Origin of the sequence: Acidithiobacillus caldus ATCC 51756 (assembly GCF_000175575.2) — a bacterium.
GTDB classification, from domain to species: domain Bacteria; phylum Pseudomonadota; class Gammaproteobacteria; order Acidithiobacillales; family Acidithiobacillaceae; genus Acidithiobacillus_A; species Acidithiobacillus_A caldus.
In genome coordinates this window covers 1,273,711-1,291,211 of the sequence record NZ_CP005986.1, presented here as the reverse complement: position 1 = coordinate 1,291,211, position 17,501 = coordinate 1,273,711, and the positions used below count along the sequence as shown (strand labels likewise).

The 17,501-nt window shown below is 62.9% G+C and carries 15 protein-coding genes; 10 read left to right on the top strand and 5 right to left on the bottom strand.

The genetic code is table 11. The features are described 5' to 3' along the window. The first annotated feature begins 100 nt into the window (after positions 1-100). Genes pcnB through ACAty_RS06305 form a run of 8 tightly spaced genes read left to right on the top strand, consistent with a single transcriptional unit; the run spans position 101 to position 9,393 of the window. Complete coding sequence (gene pcnB, locus ACAty_RS06340) at positions 101-1,600, top strand: polynucleotide adenylyltransferase PcnB (protein WP_004872010.1); 1,500 nt, start codon at positions 101-103, stop codon at positions 1,598-1,600. A gap of 33 nt (positions 1,601-1,633) precedes the next feature. Beyond that, positions 1,634-2,299 carry a 2-amino-4-hydroxy-6-hydroxymethyldihydropteridine diphosphokinase gene (gene folK, locus ACAty_RS06335; RefSeq protein WP_226047528.1) on the top strand — a complete coding sequence of 222 codons (666 nt, stop codon included), beginning with the start codon at positions 1,634-1,636 and terminating at the stop codon, positions 2,297-2,299. Next, complete coding sequence (locus ACAty_RS06330; protein ID WP_004872007.1) at positions 2,296-2,904, top strand: deoxynucleoside kinase; 609 nt, start codon at positions 2,296-2,298, stop codon at positions 2,902-2,904. The genes folK and ACAty_RS06330 overlap by 4 nt, the downstream gene beginning before the upstream one ends. Continuing rightward, positions 2,901-3,692, top strand: a complete 792-nt coding sequence (gene panB, locus ACAty_RS06325; protein WP_004872006.1) for a 3-methyl-2-oxobutanoate hydroxymethyltransferase — start codon at positions 2,901-2,903, stop codon at positions 3,690-3,692. The genes ACAty_RS06330 and panB overlap by 4 nt, the downstream gene beginning before the upstream one ends. Further along, the gene (gene panC, locus ACAty_RS06320; protein ID WP_004872005.1) at positions 3,692-4,519 is read left to right on the top strand and encodes a pantoate--beta-alanine ligase; all 828 of its coding nucleotides are present in this window, start codon (positions 3,692-3,694) and stop codon (positions 4,517-4,519) included. The genes panB and panC overlap by 1 nt, the downstream gene beginning before the upstream one ends. 2 nt (positions 4,520-4,521) lie before the next feature. Further along, a complete protein-coding gene (locus tag ACAty_RS06315) occupies positions 4,522-8,355 on the top strand; it encodes a DUF3683 domain-containing protein (RefSeq protein WP_004872004.1) in 3,834 nt (1,277 codons plus the stop codon). 4 nt (positions 8,356-8,359) lie between these two features. Then, positions 8,360-8,749: a Smr/MutS family protein gene (locus ACAty_RS06310; RefSeq protein WP_004872003.1), complete on the top strand. Its 390-nt coding sequence runs from the start codon at positions 8,360-8,362 to the stop codon at positions 8,747-8,749. Continuing rightward, on the top strand, positions 8,749-9,393 hold the full coding sequence (locus tag ACAty_RS06305; RefSeq protein WP_004872002.1) for a class II aldolase/adducin family protein: 645 nt from the start codon (positions 8,749-8,751) through the stop codon (positions 9,391-9,393). Before ACAty_RS06310 ends, ACAty_RS06305 begins: the two co-directional genes overlap by 1 nt. Here ACAty_RS06305 and ACAty_RS06300 read toward each other — a convergent pair. Then, positions 9,366-10,028: a putative quorum-sensing-regulated virulence factor gene (locus ACAty_RS06300; RefSeq protein ID WP_004872001.1), complete on the bottom strand. Its 663-nt coding sequence runs from the start codon at positions 10,026-10,028 to the stop codon at positions 9,366-9,368. The two genes, ACAty_RS06305 and ACAty_RS06300, sit on opposite strands and share 28 nt — an antisense overlap. Before the next feature lie 310 nt (positions 10,029-10,338). Here ACAty_RS06300 and ACAty_RS06295 point away from each other — a divergent pair, with 310 nt between their 5' ends. Both ACAty_RS06295 and mutS read left to right on the top strand, forming a co-directional pair. Next, on the top strand, positions 10,339-11,031 hold the full coding sequence (locus tag ACAty_RS06295; RefSeq protein ID WP_004872000.1) for a Bax inhibitor-1/YccA family protein: 693 nt from the start codon (positions 10,339-10,341) through the stop codon (positions 11,029-11,031). Between the two features lie 72 nt (positions 11,032-11,103). Next, entirely contained in the window at positions 11,104-13,665 is a 2,562-nt protein-coding gene (gene mutS, locus ACAty_RS06290) for a DNA mismatch repair protein MutS (protein ID WP_004871999.1), read from the top strand. A 296-nt stretch (positions 13,666-13,961) separates the two neighbouring features. Here mutS and ACAty_RS06285 read toward each other — a convergent pair whose 3' ends face one another. The 4 genes from ACAty_RS06285 to flhF all read right to left on the bottom strand — a co-directional run bounded on the left by ACAty_RS06285 (position 13,962) and on the right by flhF (position 17,479). Continuing rightward, on the bottom strand, positions 13,962-14,705 hold the full coding sequence (locus ACAty_RS06285) for a flagellar motor protein (RefSeq protein ID WP_004871998.1): 744 nt from the start codon (positions 14,703-14,705) through the stop codon (positions 13,962-13,964). After that, on the bottom strand, positions 14,705-15,430 hold the full coding sequence (locus ACAty_RS06280) for an RNA polymerase sigma factor FliA (RefSeq protein ID WP_004871997.1): 726 nt from the start codon (positions 15,428-15,430) through the stop codon (positions 14,705-14,707). The genes ACAty_RS06285 and ACAty_RS06280 overlap by 1 nt, the downstream gene beginning before the upstream one ends. Further along, positions 15,427-16,242 carry a MinD/ParA family protein gene (locus ACAty_RS06275; RefSeq protein WP_226047759.1) on the bottom strand — a complete coding sequence of 272 codons (816 nt, stop codon included), beginning with the start codon at positions 16,240-16,242 and terminating at the stop codon, positions 15,427-15,429. Before ACAty_RS06275 ends, ACAty_RS06280 begins: the two co-directional genes overlap by 4 nt. A gap of 82 nt (positions 16,243-16,324) precedes the next feature. Further along, positions 16,325-17,479 (bottom strand): flagellar biosynthesis protein FlhF, encoded by a 1,155-nt coding sequence (gene flhF / locus ACAty_RS06270; protein ID WP_004871995.1) that lies wholly within the window; start codon positions 17,477-17,479, stop codon positions 16,325-16,327. Positions 17,480-17,501: the final 22 nt, after the last annotated feature.

The window sequence follows — 17,501 nt, the reverse complement described above, 5'->3', positions numbered from 1 at the left end:
ACCCGAGGCCGTTGGCCATCGTCCGCAATTTTGGCTGCACTGTAGCCAGTTTTTCGGTTAGACTAGCGCCCATTCGCTCCGCATCCAAACGAGAAGATCCTTGGTTTCCTTGAAACGCTTCACGGACGAGGTCCTGCAATCGGCGATCGAGACACCGCAACCCGATCCCGAGGGAACAATGGTAGTTGCCCCAGCGGTGCCTGTGGGGGCACGGCGCATTCCTCGGGAGGAACACTGTCTGTCGCGCCGGCAGATCAGCAGCGGCGCCTTGCAGGTGCTCAATACCCTGCACCAGGCCGGACATCAGGCCTACCTCGTAGGGGGCAGCGTCCGTGATCTTCTGCTGGGACGTGAGCCCAAAGACTACGATGTAGCCACCGATGCCCGTCCCGAGCAGGTGCGCAAGCTCTTTCGCCGCAATGCCCGTCTCATCGGTCGGCGCTTCATCCTGGTACACGTGCAGTTCGGTCCAGAGATCGTCGAGGTGGCGACCTTCCGCGGGCAGGGCGAATCCGCCGAAGAGACCAGTGAACGCAGCGCCAGCGGTCGCATACTGGCCGACAACGTCTACGGTAGCCTCGAGGAGGACGCCGGGCGCCGCGATTTTACGGCCAATGCCCTCTACTACAATATTGCCGACCGCAGTATCCTCGATTTTGCCGATGGCCTGACGGATCTGCAGGCCGGGCGATTGCGCATGATCGGTGACCCCGAACAGCGCTACCGTGAGGATCCGGTGCGCATGTTGCGTGCCGTGCGGTTTGCTGCCAAGCTCGGTTTTCAGATGGATGCGGCGGTCGAGGCCGCCATTGCGCCCTGCCGCGATTTGCTGCTGGAGGTACCCTCCGCGCGCCTCTTTGAGGAAACCATCAAGCTCTTCCTCACGGGTCATGCCCAGTCCAGCTTTGATCTGTTGCGACGCACGGGCTTGTTTGCGGCGCTCTTCCCGCAACTGGACCGAGTGCTCGATGCAGCGGATGCCGAGAGCGCCCGTGAGCTCCTGCGCCTCGCCTTGGAGGGGACGGATCAGCGCGTCCTGCTCGGCAAATCCGTTACCCCAGCGTTCCTTTTTGCGGCACTCCTGTGGTCGGCGCTGCAGGCACAGCGGCAGCACTTGGAGGCCCAGGACAAACCCGCCAACGTGGCCCTGCAACAGGCGGCTGCGGAGCTTCTCGAAGAGAGCCGCGGGCGTGTGGCGATTCCGCGGCGCTTTGCCTTACCCATGCGGGAAATCTGGGATCTCCAGCCCCGTTTCACCCGCCGCGGTGGACGTCGGCCCTACGCCCTTCTGGCGCATCCGCGCTTTCGCGCCGCCTTTGATTTCCTTCTGCTACGCCAGCAATCCGGAGAGTTCGTCGACCACCCAGAGCTTGCCGGACTGGGGACCTGGTGGACGGAGTTTCAGGAGGCCGACAGCGAGGGACGCAAGGCCCTCATGGAACAGGCGCGTCGTGAGGATGCGGCTCCCGAAGCGCCCCTCGGCCCCCTGCCCAGCAACGGCCTACGCCGCCGTCCCCGGCGGCGGCGGCGCAAGCCGTCGCGACTGGCACGCGTCCCCAGTGCCGCAGACGACGCCTCCGGAAACGGGACCACGGGCTAGTTGCTGGGCAATAACGCAGCCGCCCCTTCGCTCATGCCCGTCACGTCCACTGAGCTGTCCACAAACTTCCGGCGCTTGGAAACCGGTGCCGGCCAGAGCCTGGGCCGCCATCGGCCGCCAGAAAACGCAGCCATCCCATCGGTGAGTCGCCGGGCAGTGCTTGCCTTTGTCGCTCTGGGCAGCAACCTCGAGGATCCCATGGGTCAGGTGGAGCGTGCGCTGGGCGCCCTGGCCCAGCTTCCGGGCAGTCGCTTGATCTGGCAATCGTCGCTGTACCTCAGTGCGCCCGTCGGTGGGGTGGTGCAGCCACCTTTCATCAATGCCGTGGCTGCTCTGTGGACCCGGCTCGGTGCGGCGGAATTGCTGGCCAGTCTCCACGAACTGGAGCAACGTGCAGGACGCCAGCGTGCCGAGGAACGTTACTGGGGTCCGCGCATTCTCGACCTCGATCTCCTGAGCCACGGTAGTTGTCGGGTGACCCGCGCCGATCTCGTTCTCCCCCACCCGCGTCTGCACGAGCGCGCTTTCGTGCTCTTGCCCCTCAGCGAATTCGACCCGGAATGGCATATCCCCGGCCAGGGGCCCCTATCCCAGTTTCTTGCGGCAGTGGCGGATCAGCCGATCCAGCGCCTTGCCCCGGGCAAAAACCGGAACCTGCAGAGCCTGCAGTATTCCTCCTTTTGGGGGAAGGAGGAATGAAGGCGGCGCGACTGATCGTGGTGGAAGGCCCCATGGGAGCGGGCAAGACCAGTCTCACGCGCCTTCTCGCCGCGGCCATGGCCATCCCTGCCGTTCTCGAGCGACCGGCGGACAATCCCTTTCTCGGCGACTTTTACCGGCACCAGCAGCACGTCCTGGCTACGGAATTGTACTTCCTGATGCAGCGGCGAAAGACCTGGGACGGTCTGGAAGGTGATCGACTCTACGTTGCTGACCACGGTCCGGAAAAGGATCGGATCTTCACGCCGCTGACCCTCGAGGCAGAGACTCTGCGCCTATTTCGAGAGATTCGTGCCGCATTATCGTATAATGCCCCCCGTGTGCCGCTTCTGATCTATCTGGATAGTCCGGTGGATGTGCTTCTGGAGCGCATCCGTGCCCGCCAGGATCCCTGGGAAGCGTCCATGCAACGCGCCTATGTGCTTCGCGTCCAGGACGCCTACCGGCAATGGTTGCGGCACTATCCGGGGCAGGTACTGGATCTGTCGACAGTGGCTGGCGATTTTGTGGCCGACAGTGAACATGCTAAAATCCTGACTGAAATGGTCAAGAATAAAATCACGGAACTGGGCGAGGACTGGTGAGCAAGAAACTGGAAGTGTGGCGGCGAGGTAAAGCCGAAGGGAAAAAGCTTTCCCTGGTGACGGCCTACGATCACGCCTTTGCGCGTCTTGCCGCGCGTGCGGGCCTGGATGGGGTGCTGGTGGGCGATTCCCTCGCCATGGTAGTGCAGGGACAGAGCGATACCCTTGGCGTCGATTTGCACACCATGTGCTACCACACCGCCATGGTGGCCCGCGGCGCCGGCAACTGCCTGGTTTTTGCCGATCTTCCCCTGGGCAGCTACGAGGGCAGTCTCGCCCAGGCATGGGACGCATCGGTGGCGCTGCTCAAGGCCGGAGCAGACGTGGTCAAACTGGAAGGCGGCGCGGAAATGGCCGATACCGTGGCTTTTTGTGCACAGCGGGGCATCAATGTCTGTGCGCACCTGGGTCTCACTCCGCAACGCGTGCGGCGGTGGGGGACTTTTCGGCGGGCCGGCAAGACCGCGGACGAGGCCGCCCGTCTGGAGGCGGATGCCGCCCTCCTGGCCGAGGCCGGTGCGGCCTTCCTGCTCCTGGAGGCCGTACCGCAGGAGGTGGCAGCGCGCATCACCCGCAACAGCCCGGTGCCGGTGATCGGCATTGGTGCTGGTCCCGATACCGATGCGCAGGTTCTCGTCCTGCACGATGTGCTCGGCCTTTCGGAGCACACGCCGGGCTTTGCCCGCGCCTTCATGGAGGGTGCTGAGATCGTCACCGACGCACTGCGCAATTATGCCGATGCCGTGCGCCAGGGGCATTTCCCACCCGCCACCGGAGCATCGGACTGATGGCCGTTTTCCGCGATCTCGCCGCGCTGCGCCACTGGCGGCAGGGACTTCGGGGTTCCCTGGCCCTGGTGCCGACCATGGGCAATTTGCACGAGGGGCACCTTTCCTTGGTTCGTCTGGCGCAGACCCGCGCCGATCACGTTCTGGTCAGTATCTACGTCAACCCCCTGCAGTTTGGGCGCGGCGAGGATTTCGCAGCGTATCCGCGCACCTTGGATCAGGATCTGGCCAAGCTCCAGGAGGCTGGCTGCAACGCCATCTTTACTCCTGACGATTCGGTCATGTACCCCCGTGGCAAGCGCGATTTGAGCCTAGTCATGCCAGCCAGAAGCCTGAGCAAGGTTCTCTGCGGTGCCCATCGGCCCGGTCATTTTGCGGGGGTCTGCACCGTCGTTGCCAAGCTCCTGCATATGAGCCAACCGCAATTACTGGTGCTTGGTGAAAAGGATTATCAGCAGTACCGGGTGTTGCAGCGCATGGCGACGGATCTGGACCTGCCCGTACAGGTGGTGGCGGGCCCTACCCAGCGGGCCGCGGATGGTCTGGCCCTGAGCTCCCGTAACCGCTACCTCAGACCCGATGAACGCAGTCTGGCGCCGCGAATCTTTGCGGCCCTGCGTGAACTCGCCCAAAGCCACGGGGCGATGGCGGCGGATCTGGCAGCAAGCGCTGCGGCGAGTCTCGTGCAGGCAGGTATTGCCGTGGAATACCTGGAATTTCGGGCAGAGGACGACCTGCGTGCGCTGTCCCGAGTGGAGGCGGGTGGCCGCTGGTTCATTGCAGCGCGTCTCGGCGGTACCCGCCTCATCGACAACGTCGGGGTGTGATCATGGCGGACACGGTACGGGAAATTCCCTACAACTACACCTCTTTCTCCGATGGCGAGATCGTCCAGCGGCTCCTGGGACGAGAGGCCTGGCGCATCCTGGAAGATCTCCGTGAGCAGCGGGTGACGGGCAGGTCGGCCCGCATGCTGTTCGAGGTGCTCGGTGATCTCTGGGTCGTCTCCCGCAATCCCTACATTCAGGAGGATCTGGCCCGCCACCCCAAGCGCCGCCAAGCCCTGTGGGAGGCTCTGGAGCACCGTCTGAACGATATCGCCAGCCGCGCCCAAGGGAACCGGCTGGTGGAGCGCCTCATGGAACGGGCACGGCGCGCCGTCCACGACTTCATTGCCGATTTCGACGCGCGACGAGCACTACGCCAGCGTGCCGAAAAGCGACTGCTCAAGGTCTGTCCCAAGGACAATGTGGACTTCAGTCCCTATGCCCGGGTTGCCCATGTGACGGACGCCTCCGACTGGCGGGTGGAGTTGCCTTTCGTCGTCCTCTACCCAGCCTCGGAAGATGAGCTTGCCGCCATGGTCCAGGCCTGCCGGGAGCTCGGGCTCTCGGTCATTCCCCGAGGTGGTGGCACGGGCTATACCGGCGGCGCGGTGCCACTGCGACCACGTTGCGCGGTGATCAATACGGAAAAGCTGGAGTACCTGTCGGCCATCGAGGAGTATACCCCCGCCGGTCTCGATCACTCGGTACCCAGTGTGGTGGCGGGCGCCGGGGTGGTCACCAAAGCCGTGGCCGAGCGGGCCGAGGCGGCCGGTCTCGTCTTCGCCGTGGATCCCACCTCCATGGACGCTTCCACCATCGGCGGCAATGTTGCCATGAATGCCGGTGGCAAGAAGGCCGTGCTCTGGGGCACGGCCCTGGACAATCTGCTTTCCTGGCGGATGTTTACGGCCGCTGGCCAGTGGCTGGAGGTGGAGCGTATCGACCACAATCTCGGCAAGATTCACGAGCAGGAAACGGTCCGCTTCCGCCTGAGCTATTTCGCGGAGGATGGCCACACCCCGCTGGGCGCTCCGGAGTTTCTCGAGATGCCCGGTCGGAGCCTGCGCCACCCGGGACTGGGCAAGGACGTCACCGATAAGTTCCTGGGTGGGCTGCCCGGCATCCAGAAAGAGGGCAGCGACGGTATCATCACCTCTGCCCGCTTTCTCCTGCATCGTCTGCCCACGCACCTGCGCACGGTATGTCTGGAGTTTTACGGCAAGGATCTGGATCAGGCCGTCGCCGCCATTGTCGAGGTAAAGGAGCAGGTGGAAGCCCACCCCAATGTCCTGCTGACGGGCCTGGAACACCTGGACGAGCGCTATCTCAAGGCCATTCAGTACAGTAACAAGGCCCCACGGCGCGAGCGTCCAAAGATGCTGTTGATGGCGGATATTGCCAGCGACGACAGCGACGCCGTGGGCGCCATGGCCTCGGCCATCGTTCGCCTGGCCAATGCTCGCGGTGCCGAGGGATTCATTGCCACCACCCCGGAATCGCGCCGGCGCTTCTGGGCCGACCGCAGCCGCACGGCGGCCATCGCTGCCCACACCAATGCCTTCAAGATCAATGAGGACGTGGTGATTCCCCTGGACCGCCTGGGGGAATACAGCCGCGCCATCGAGCGCATCAACATCGAGCAGTCCATTGCCAACAAGATCGCCATCGTCGACGTCCTGGTGGACTACCTTCAGGGGGACCTGCCCGAGCTGAAACGCGTCAAGGACTACGAGGACAGCACGGAAGAACAGGCCATCGTCGCCTCCAAGCGGGCGGCCGCCCTCGCTCTGCTGGATACCGTTCGCGCGCGCTGGCAGGCCTGCCTGGACCTGCTGGACGCGCCGGCACGCGCCCTGCGAGAGCATTTGTCCGATGCCGAGGCTGCCCAGGTGGACCTGGACGACAGCCTGCTCAAGCTCTTGCTCCAGCGGGATCTGCGCATCAGCTACCGGGAATCCGTGGGCAAACCCCTGGAAGAGCTTTTTGCCGGTGAACGCTTCACCGGGGTGCTGGGCGAAATCCGCCGGCGCCACGCCGAGATCCGCCGTCGTCGTATCTTCGTCGCGCTGCACATGCACGCTGGCGACGGTAACGTGCACACCAATATACCGGTCTTGTCTTCCGACCGCGCCATGCTCAACGAGGCCGATCTGGTGGTGGATCGGATCATGGGCATTGCCAAGGATCTTGGCGGCGTCATCTCCGGGGAGCATGGCATCGGCATCACCAAGATGCGCTGGCTGGAACCCGAGAAGGTCGCCGCTTTTGCGGCCTACAAGGAGCGCGTCGATCCCACGGACTTTTTCAACCCCGGCAAGTTGCAGGCGGGTTCCGGTCTGGAGCAGGCCTACACGCCCTCCCTGCAACTGGTCGAGCAGGAGGCGCTGCTGCTGGAGGCAAGCGAACTCGGCGCCCTCAACCGTGAGATCAAGGACTGTCTGCGCTGCGGCAAGTGCAAACCGGTATGCATGACCCACATTCCTCGGGCCAATCTCCTCTACTCGCCGCGCAACAAGATTCTGGCCACCGGCCTGCTCATCGAGGCCTTTCTCTACGAAGAGCAGACCCGTCGCGGCGTTTCCCAGCAGCACTTTGCCGCTCTGGAGGATGTAGCCGAACATTGCACCACCTGCCACAAGTGTCTGACGCCCTGCCCCGTCGACATCGACTTCGGCGAGGTGTCGGTGCACATGCGTAACATTCTTCGCGCCCGCGGCGACAAGCACAGCAGCGCCGGCACTCGGCTGGCCATGGCCTATCTCAACAGTTCCGACGCCCGGACCGTGCACTTCCTGCGGCGCGGTGTGCTGCAGACGGCCTACAAGGCGCAGGCACTGGCCAGCGAACTGGCCCAGCCCCTCATCCCCAAGACGCCGCCCCCGGCCACCACGGGGAAATCGAGCCTACGCGCCGAGATCATCCACTTTCTGCGCAAACCCTTGCCCACCGACATGGGTGCGCAGACCATGCGGCAGTTGCTGGGCCTGGTCGATCCCGGCATGGTGCCCATCCTTCGCGACCCGGCAAAGACATCGGAGGACAGCGAGGCCGTATTCTATTTCCCGGGTTGTGGCAGCGAGCGCCTTTTCAGCAAGATTGGTCTGGCAACCCTGGCGATGCTGTACGAGGTCGGGGTACAGACCGTCCTGCCGCCCGGATACCTGTGCTGCGGCTATCCTCAGTCCGCCGCTGGACAGGACGACAAGGGTCAGGAGATTTCCGTCCGCAATCAGGTGCTTTTTCACCGCGTTGCCAATACCCTCAACTATCTGGACATCAAAACCGTCATCGTGTCCTGCGGCACCTGTATGGATCAACTGCTCAAGTATCAGTTTCAGCAGATCTTTCCGGGTTGTCGTCTGCTCGATATCCACGAGTTCCTGATGGAGAAAGGCGTTGCCCTGGACGGTGTCGAAGGCGTCCAGTATCTGTACCACGACCCTTGCCACACTCCCATGAAGACCTACAAACCGCTGGAAGTGGCTGGACAGCTTCTGGGGCAGGACGTGCGCGCCTCGGATCGATGCTGTGGTGAGGCGGGTACCCTGGCTACCAGCCGCCCCGATATCGCCACCCAACTTCGCTATCGCAAGGAAGAAGTGCTCCACGAGGGGATTCGCGCCCTCACCGGCGCCGACAAGGCCAAGGACGGCAACGTCAAACTCCTCACCAGTTGCCCCGCCTGCCAGCAGGGCCTGGAGCGCTATCGCCTGGATACGGGACTCGATACCGACTACATCGTCGTGGAAATAGCCCGCCATCGCGTAGGCGAGGACTGGCAGGAGCGCTTCCTGGCGGCGGCGCGCAAGGGCGGCATCGAACGCGTCCTGTTGTGAGACCATGGGCACGCACCACGACCTGCCGCATCCGCTGAACATCGATGGCATCCTCGACCTCCATGCCTTTGCTCCACGCGAGGTGCCGGATCTGGTGCGCGAATATCTGCGTGTCTGCCGCGCGCAACATGTGCTGCACTTACGTATCGTTCACGGCAAGGGGAAAGGGGTACTGCGGCGCACCGTCCACACCATTTTGATGCAAGAGGCCATCGTCAAGGATTTTCGCCTGGCCTCGGATCGCAGTTCCTGGGGGGCGACGCTGGTGGATCTCTATCCGCCCGAGGTCAATCCACCGACCCGCACGGCGCCGGCTCGGGCCGACGACGAAGGTGGGCCGCCGCCCTGGTGGTATCGTCTCTTGCAGCGCCTGTTTCTGGGGAAGCGAAGGTGATGGAAGCGGAAGGGGTCACCAAATTTCAGCTGTATTGGCGTCCAGGTTCCGCCGCGAGCGCCTTGGAGATAGCCGAACTCGAGGCTTGGCGGCGGCGTTTTCGGGCGCTGGGAGTGCTTGGGCAGGAGCCGGATCGCTATGGCGGGGTTGGCTTTGGCAATCTCAGCCGGCGCAATGGCGCGGGCTTCTGGATCACCGCCACTCAGAGCGGCGCATTGCCTGAGTTGGGACCTGGTGGGTACAGCCGGGTGGAATCCTGGGATTTGGCTGCCAATGCGGTCTGGGCCACGGGTCCGGCACGGCCATCCTCGGAAGCCATGAGCCACGCCGCTGCCTACGACCGGCGCCCGGAGGCGTCCTGGGTCTTCCACGTGCATGCACCAGAGCTCTGGCGAGCGGCGCCACGTCTGGGTTTGCCCGCTACGGCCGCAGACATTGCCTACGGAACCCCGGCCATGGCGGAAGCCGTTGCCGAACTCGTCGCCGTTGCCGCACTACCGTGTATCCTGCAGATGCGTGGTCACGAAGATGGCATGCTCGCCATTGGCTCCAACGCCGAGAGCACCGGTCGTGCCCTGCTGCGCGCCATGGCCGAGGCCGCCGCCGAGATACCCCCTCAGCCTTCCAGGGCCTTGCGCAGGTAAGGATCGATCTCGGTCAGATTGCTCAGGGCCCAACGGCGATAATCGTCGGGCAGATCGACGATGCGTACCCCGCGGTGCTTGCCGAAAGGCATGGTTTCGGGGATTCGCGCCCGTTCACTGAACTCCCAGAGTGCCTCCCAGCTGGCAGGCCGTACGGCCAGTAGGATGCGATTGAGAATGATGCGACAGAATTTGACGTCGGCCAGGGCTGAGTGCGCATTCTTGAGATTGTCCCGGGTCTTGCGCCGGTCTTTACTGAAATAAAACAGCAAGGCCGACTGCGAGTGGCTGTCTACCTCAGGCCAGAGCTTGCGGCTCATGGCGAAGGTGCAGATGCGCTTTACCTCCGGTTTACCGATGACCTCCCAGTCGTAATCGATGCTGTGGCCGATGAGGTATTCGGTATCGGCCGGCAGGGAAAACTCCGATGCCGGCGGACAGTCCTCCAGATCCTCATCGAGGATATGGTGCACCGCCATGGCACCCATCTCGATGGGTTTGCTCGGGCGGTAGCGGCGCACGAATTCCTCTTCTACCGCGAGCGTGCGCAACTCGCCCACGCGCAACCAGGCAGCTTCGATGAGTTCCGGAGCGATCCGTCCGGTGGTTTCCGTATCAAAAATCAGTGCCGCCATAAACGCCCAACCCCCGCCCAGATCAAGGCCTGAAGGGTAATGCTTCGGCAGTTCCGGGGCAACCATCCTCCACGACTGCCGTACCTGACCGAACTCCACCGCCGGAGCGTGTGCTTTCCGGTGTGCAGATGCCTTCGGCCTTGGTCACCAGGCGGGTAAGATCGCCAGCAAAAGCGACCTGCCGGCGTCCCTGCCATGCCACCAGCCCGCCACAAGCGGTCGCCTTCCTTTGCCAGGTGAAGACTGACCTTGCAAAACGGGGTGTTAGTCCCCATAGTATCCATAGGTTTTTCAACTGTGGGAACGTTTCATGGACTTCAATCAGAATCCCTACCAGTTTCCCGATGGCATGAACCCTGCCGGACAGAGTGCTGTCAATCCCATCGGTGCGGTGATGGGCAAGACCTACGCCCTGCTGGCTGCGACCCTGGTGGTATCCACCATCGGTTCCCTCGTGGGCATGACCTCTCCCTTTGCCTACGAGCACCCGATTCTTCTCATGATCGGCTCCTTTGCCCTACTCTTTGCGGTGCAGTATACCGGTGCCCACCGCAGTCCCTTTGCCGTGCCCCTGGTTTTCCTTTTCGCCGCTGGCATGGGCATGATGATGGGTCCTGCCATTGCCGTCTATCTCAAGATGCCCGGTGGCCCCACGGTCATCGCAGAGGCTCTGGGGACGACGGCAGCCATGTTCGTCGGGCTGTCCATCTACGCCATGCGCACGCGACGGGATTTCAGCAATATCGGTGGCTTTTTGCTGACAGGTCTGATCGTCGCCATAGTGGTCTCCTTGCTGAACATCTTCCTGTTGCATATCCCAGCCCTGCAAATGGCCATTGCCGGCGTGCTGGTGCTGGTCTTCAGTGGATTGATCATCTTCGATACCCAGCGGATGATTCACGGTGGTATTCAGGAGCCGGTGCTCCTGGTGGTTGGTCTCTACCTGGACATCATCAACCTATTCATGGCGCTATTGGAGATCTTTGGCGGCAATCGCCAATAGTGCTGCACAGACCCGGTCAGGGGGCAAGGGCTTTCCTTGCCCCTTCGTCTTTTTTGTGACAAGACTCTATCCATGTCCACAGCCAAAGGCGATGCCAGCACTGCCCACACCCCAGTGATGCGGCAGTTCCACGATCTCAAGGCGCAGCACCCCGACGCCCTGCTCTTTTTTCGCATGGGCGACTTCTACGAACTCTTTTACGAAGATGCGCAGCGCGCTGCGGCCATCCTGGGCATTGCCCTGACCAGTCGCGGCCAGAGCGCCGGTGCGCCGGTGCCCATGGCTGGGGTACCGGTGCATAGCGTCGACAATTATCTCGCCCGCCTCATCCAGGCCGGCGAGCGCGTCGCCATTGCCGAACAGGTTGGGGACCCGGGCCTTAGCAAGGGACCGGTGGAGCGGGAAATTCGGCGGGTCATCACCCCGGGAACCCTGGTGGACGCGTCTCTCCTCAGTGCCGACCGCGAGGCCCTACTCCTTGCCCTGCTGCCCGAGAAAGATCGTTGGGGCCTTGCCACCCTGGACGTGGCCGGCGGGCGCCTGGGTATCCGGGATGTCCGTGCGGATCGCTTACTGGAGGTGCTGGTACGGCGTCCGGTAGCGGAGATCCTGGCGCCCGAGGGCTGTTCCCTGCCTCGGGATCTGCCGCGGAGCCTGCCCTCCCCCACGTTTCTGAAGGCGGAGCGGTTTGAACGTCGCCAGACCCAGCCCATCCTGCAGCGCTATTTTTCGCAGCCGGGGCAGATCGTCGACGGCGAGCGGCATCCCATCGGCCTGCAAGCCGCCGCCGTCCTACTGGACTATGCCGAGAATCGACTGAAAAGCCCCCTCCACCAGGTGCGGCAGATTCTGCCCGAGAACGACGAGGAGGAACTCGGTCTCGACGGCGAGAGTCTCAGCGCCCTGGAAGTGCTGGGGGGACGCGAGGGCGGTCCTTCGCTCTACCAGATATTGCAGCACTGCCGTACGGCCATGGGAGCCAGGCTCTTGCGCGCACAATTGGCGCGGCCTTTGCGACCCGGACCCATACTGGATCGACGCCACCGCGCCCTCGCTGCCCTGATTGCCCAGCGCGGCCATCTGCGTTTACAGGAGCAGCTACGCCACCTGCCCGACGCCGAACGCATCGTCACCCGGGTTGCTCTGGGCAGCGCCAGTCCACGCGACCTTGGGCAACTTCGTCAATTCTTGCAGACACTGCCGACACTGCAAACGGCGCTGGCGACGGCGCTGGGAGGGGAGTCCGAGCTGGGCGAGTTCCCCTGGCCCGATCTGTCGGCGCAGTGCCGCCTCCTGGAGCAGGCCCTCGAGGAGGATTTGCCGGCGACGCTGCGCGATGGCGGCTACATTCGTACCGGTTTCAACGCCGATCTGGATCACCATCGTCAGTTGAGCGAAAACCTGCAACAGGTTCTGGTGGAGCTGGAACAGTCCGAGCGCGAGCGCAGCGGTATCCCGCAGCTGCGGTTACAGTACAATCGCGTGCAGGGGCTCTTCATCGAGATCCCGCGCAGCTACACAGGCCCCCTGCCCGCGGATTACCAGCGTCGGCAAAGCACCAGACATGCCGAACGCTTCAGCAACCCCCGACTGAAAGAGCTGGAGACCCAGAGCCTTGCTGCCGAGAGTCGCGCCAAGACCCTGGAGCGCGCCTGTTTTGGCGATATCCTGAGGCAACTTGCCGAGCGTATCGGGGAACTCCAGTGGCTCTGTCAGCGGGTGGCGCAGTGGGACGTCTGCGCCAACCTGGCCGAGCGCGCCCTGGCTTTGCGCTGGTCTGCACCCAGCTTTTGCGATGCGCCGGTGCTGGAAATCGATGAGGGCAGACACCCTGTGGTGGAGATGCAGCTGGGTGCTGGATTCGTGCCCAACGACCTGCGCTTTGATGACGAGCATCGGCTGCTGCTCCTCACCGGTCCCAACATGGGAGGCAAGTCGACCTATATGCGGCAGACGGCCATCATCGTCCTCTTGGCCCATATCGGCAGCTGGGTTCCTGCACGGCGGGCACGGCTCGGCCCCATCGACCGGATCTTTACCCGCATCGGCGCCAGCGACGATCTGGCCGGCGGACGCTCCACCTTCCTCGTGGAGATGCAGGAGACCGCCCGGATCCTGAATCTGGCCACGGACCACAGTCTGGTCCTCCTGGACGAAATCGGTCGTGGAACCTCTACCTACGACGGTCTTGCCATCGCCTGGGCCTGTCTTGAAAGCCTGGCGGAGAAACGCGCCTACACGCTCTTCGCCACGCACTACTTTGAACTGACGGAACTGCAATACCCGGGCGTCCACAATGCCCACCTGACGGCCATGACCCGTGACAAGGACATCGTTTTTTTGCACCGGGTGGAGCCTGGCCCTGCTACCCAGAGCTTTGGCATTGCCGTGGCCCGGCTGGCGGGATTACCGGAAACGGTGCTGGAAAACGCCAGACGCCACCTCGCGGAACTCGAGGATCCCGCCCGACCCTCACCGGCCGCAGACGCCAACGCCAAAAGCCAGCTATCCCTTTTTGCCGAGAGCCCTCACCCAGCACTACAGCGCCTGCGTGATCTGGATCCCGATGCACTGAGTCCGCGGGCAGCGCTGGAACTGCTTTACCAATTGCAGGCATTGGCCCAGCAGGACTGAGTTTCCCCAAGACCCGTAGCGACGGCCGGACACCCGCACTCGGCCGATCGATGGCGGACACATCCTGCCCCCACGCGCGACCTACTCGCGGCAGAGAAGGTCGGGCATCGAGTCTGAACAGGCGTATTCATCGATCCCATGTCCCGGCGCCTTGCCCGGCGGATCTTTCCGTTTCGGCTTTGGCGACGGTCGGGGAGACTGAGATTCCTCTCGTCGCCGCCCCGGCGGCATGGACGGTTGTACCGGTCCCGTCACTCCGGGCGCAGGCGTCAGTGGATCATCGGCCATGGGACATCTCAGCGTACGAAAAAACTCTGAAGTCGCCCTTCGATGATCTTGGGATTTTCGCCCTCAGCGATGGCGACCAGGCCCTCGATGATCATCTCGCGCAGGTGCGATTGCTGGTGCACGATTCCCTTGATTTTATTGGAGACGGGCAGAAAGAAGAGATTGGCGGACCCGACACCGTAGATGGTGGCAACGAACGCCGTGGCAATGCCCGCCCCAAGCTTTGCCGGATCGGCCAGGTTTTCCATGACATGAATCAGGCCGAGCACAGCACCCAGGATACCGATGGTGGGCGCGTAACCTCCAGCGGATTCGAAGACTTTGGCAGCTTGCCTTTCCATACTGTCGCGGGCCTCCAGATCCACCTCCAGGGTATCCCGAATCTTGTGGGGCTCTGTGCCATCCACGAGCATCTGCAGGCCTTTTTGCAGAAAGGGATCGGTGATGCCGTCGATTAGCCCTTCCAGGGCCAAAAGCCCGTTCTTGCGCGCCAGAGTGCTCCACTCGATGATCTCGGCGATGATGGGTTGCGGGTCACTGCGCGGCGGCTTGATGATCCACGGCAACATTTTGACGGAACGTAAAAAAACCGGCAGCGTGTATTGCACCATGACCGCGCCGGTGGTGCCACCGATGACGATGACGAAGGCAGTAAGCTGCAAGACGGAAGCAATCTTCCCACCCTCGAGAAACTGGCCAAGCAGGATGCCGCCCAAGGCAACCAGCAAGCCCAACAGGGTCAGGATATCCATTACCCCAGCGACCCTAACTGCAGGCTAGCGCGCAATCGCAGGACGGCTTGACGCACGATCTGACTGACGCGCGACTCCGTGACCTCCAGCACCTCGCCGATTTCCCGCAAGGTCAGCTCCTCGCGATAGTAGAGCGACAGGACCAGGCGCTCGCGCTCGGGCAGTCGCGTGATAGCCTCCTGCAGATGCCGATCGAACTCCAGCGAACCCAAGACCTCGCTGATATCTGCGTGACGATCGCGCAGGTACTGTCCGACGAAGGAATCGTTGTCGGCGGCGAGATCTTCCAGGTAAACCAGCTGACCACCACTGTCGGCGATGGCTTTCTGGTAATCGTCCAGATCCCAGCCCAGGTGCTTTGCCACCTCCTGATCGCTGGGCGGTCTCCCCAACTGCTGCTCCAGTTGCGCCATGGCTCGGCTGACCTGCTGCTCCTTGGCACGGGCCCGCCGCGGCAACCAGTCCTGCTCGCGCAGTTCATCAATCATGCTGCCGCGTATACGCAGTGTGGCATAGCGCAAAAAGGCGTCGGAGTCATCGGGCTCAGGGTATTGCTCGAGAACATCCAGAAGACCGATGAGTCCTGCCTGGATAAGATCTCCCAAGTCCACATTGGCTGGCAATCGTGCTCGCAATCGCTGCGCTATACGTTGAACCAGCGGCACGTAGCGCGCGACCAGGGCGCTGCGCTGCGGATCCTGATCCCAGGCACGCTGCGCTATCATGCACGCAGCGCCGGCGCCATATCGGCAAAAAGACGTTCCAGAAAAAAGCGCATCTCCCCCCGGCCCTCGGTACGTCGAGGCCAAGCACGGACCGTGTGCGCCAGTGTCCGGAACGCCTGTGCCGCAGCACTCCCTGGGTAGCGATCGAAGATGCATTGCTGTGCCCGCACGGCGCTGCGCATGGCCGGATCCAAGGGAATGATGCCGGCGAGGTCCAGTTGTACTTCAAGGTAACGTTCCGCCACCGCCGACAGGCGCTGAAAGAGGATTTGGCCTTCACGGGCATCGGCCACCATGTTGGGCAAAACGTGAAAGCGCCGCAGACCGTGGTCACGACTCAGCACCTTGATCAGGGCGTACGCGTCGGTAATGGAGGCCGGCTCGTTGGAGACGACCACCAGGACCTCCTGCGCCGCCCTGCTGAAGGTGAGCACATCGGTGGCGATGCCGGCGGCAAGATCGATGAGCAAATGATCCACATCGGCATCCAAACTACTGACTGCTTCAATGAGCCCCGCGCGTTGCCCCAGATCCAGGTCGGCCATGCCCGCAACGCCGCTGGCAGCCGGCAGAATATGGATGTCGTGGGGCCCCTTGATGAGGATATCCGCCATGGTTTTTTCACCGGAGAGCACGTGCGACAGATTGAATCGGGGGCTCAAGCCCAGAAGTATGTCCACGTTCCCCAGCCCGAGATCCGCATCCAGCAGCAGCGGCCGGGAGCCAAGATCCGCCAGCGCGACGGCTAGATTGACGGCGACGTTGGTCTTTCCCACACCGCCCTTGCCGCTGGCAATGGCGATTGCACGCACCGTGTTGTCCTTCCGCATTTTTCGCAAGCCCTCCGCTTGATCCGCTCTTTGGACCCCATCCATGGCAGTTCCCTCGCGCCCCTCAGACATCATGATATCGGCTCGCGCTCGCTGGCGTGAAGTCCAGGGCGCCGTCGGGATCCACGCCCATGCTCGCGAGGAGATAACTCCAGCGTGCCTCGTGCAGATCCTCCGGAACCTTTTGCCCATCGCTGAAATACGCCAACGGCAAGTGATGCTGCTCGAGCCATTCCAGGGCCGCGCCGCAGGCCGGGGCTTCATCGACCTTGGACAGAATGGCCGCGCTCAAAGACAGCTGCTCGTACGGGGCGAGCATGCTGCCCAGGCCACGCCTGTCGAGTCCTGCCGGCAGCAGCAAGTAGCGGTGCAGATCCGGACCAACCGCTTCGAGCCATTCCAGTTGCTGGCGCAGGCGTGGGTCTCTTGGGCTCAAGCCCATGGTATCGATGAAGATCCACGGGCGATCCTCATACTTCTGCAAGCCGCGCAGGAGATCCTGGGCATCGTGTACCACTTCCAAGGGTACGCCCAGGATACGTGCATAAATCCCCAGTTGCTCCACCCCAGCAATACGATAGGTATCGGTGGTGAAAAGCGCTACCGCATGGGGACCGTGCCGCAATACCTTGCGGGCGGCCAACTTGGCGATGGTGGTGGTCTTGCCGGCACCCGTTGGTCCGAGCAAGGCGAGCAGACCGCCCTCGCCATCGCCCATGGGTCGGCAGGGAATGAGTTGGTCCAGGCGCTGCTGGAGCACAGATGTGTTGGCCGCGTCCAGAGCGTTCTGCAGACCGTGCTTTTCCAGCCAGTCTGGTGAAAAACCCCACTGACCCAGGTTTTTACTCTCACTCAGGAGGGACGTGGGGGTTGCTTTTCGCCGCTGACCCCAGCGTTTTTCCACGAGTTGTCGGAGATTGTGCAGATCTTCTCCCAGAGTCGAGGCCTGGGGCATCTGCGTGGACATCCGCTCCCCTGCCGGCACTGGCGCATCCTGGCGCTGCTGGGCCTTGTTCTCGGGCACTGGTGTCTGACGAGACTCCGGAGCCGTGGCTGCAGCCGCTTGTAGCTCGCGGTCATCAAAATCCACGGCGGCAACGATTTCTACCCCACCGGCCACATCCCGATTGGACAAAATCACCGCTTCGGCGCCCAGGGCGCTACGGATCTGGGCCAGTACCTCGCGCGTGGTCGCGCCGTGGAATCTCCGGATTTTCATATCTCAGTTTCCTCTATTGGTC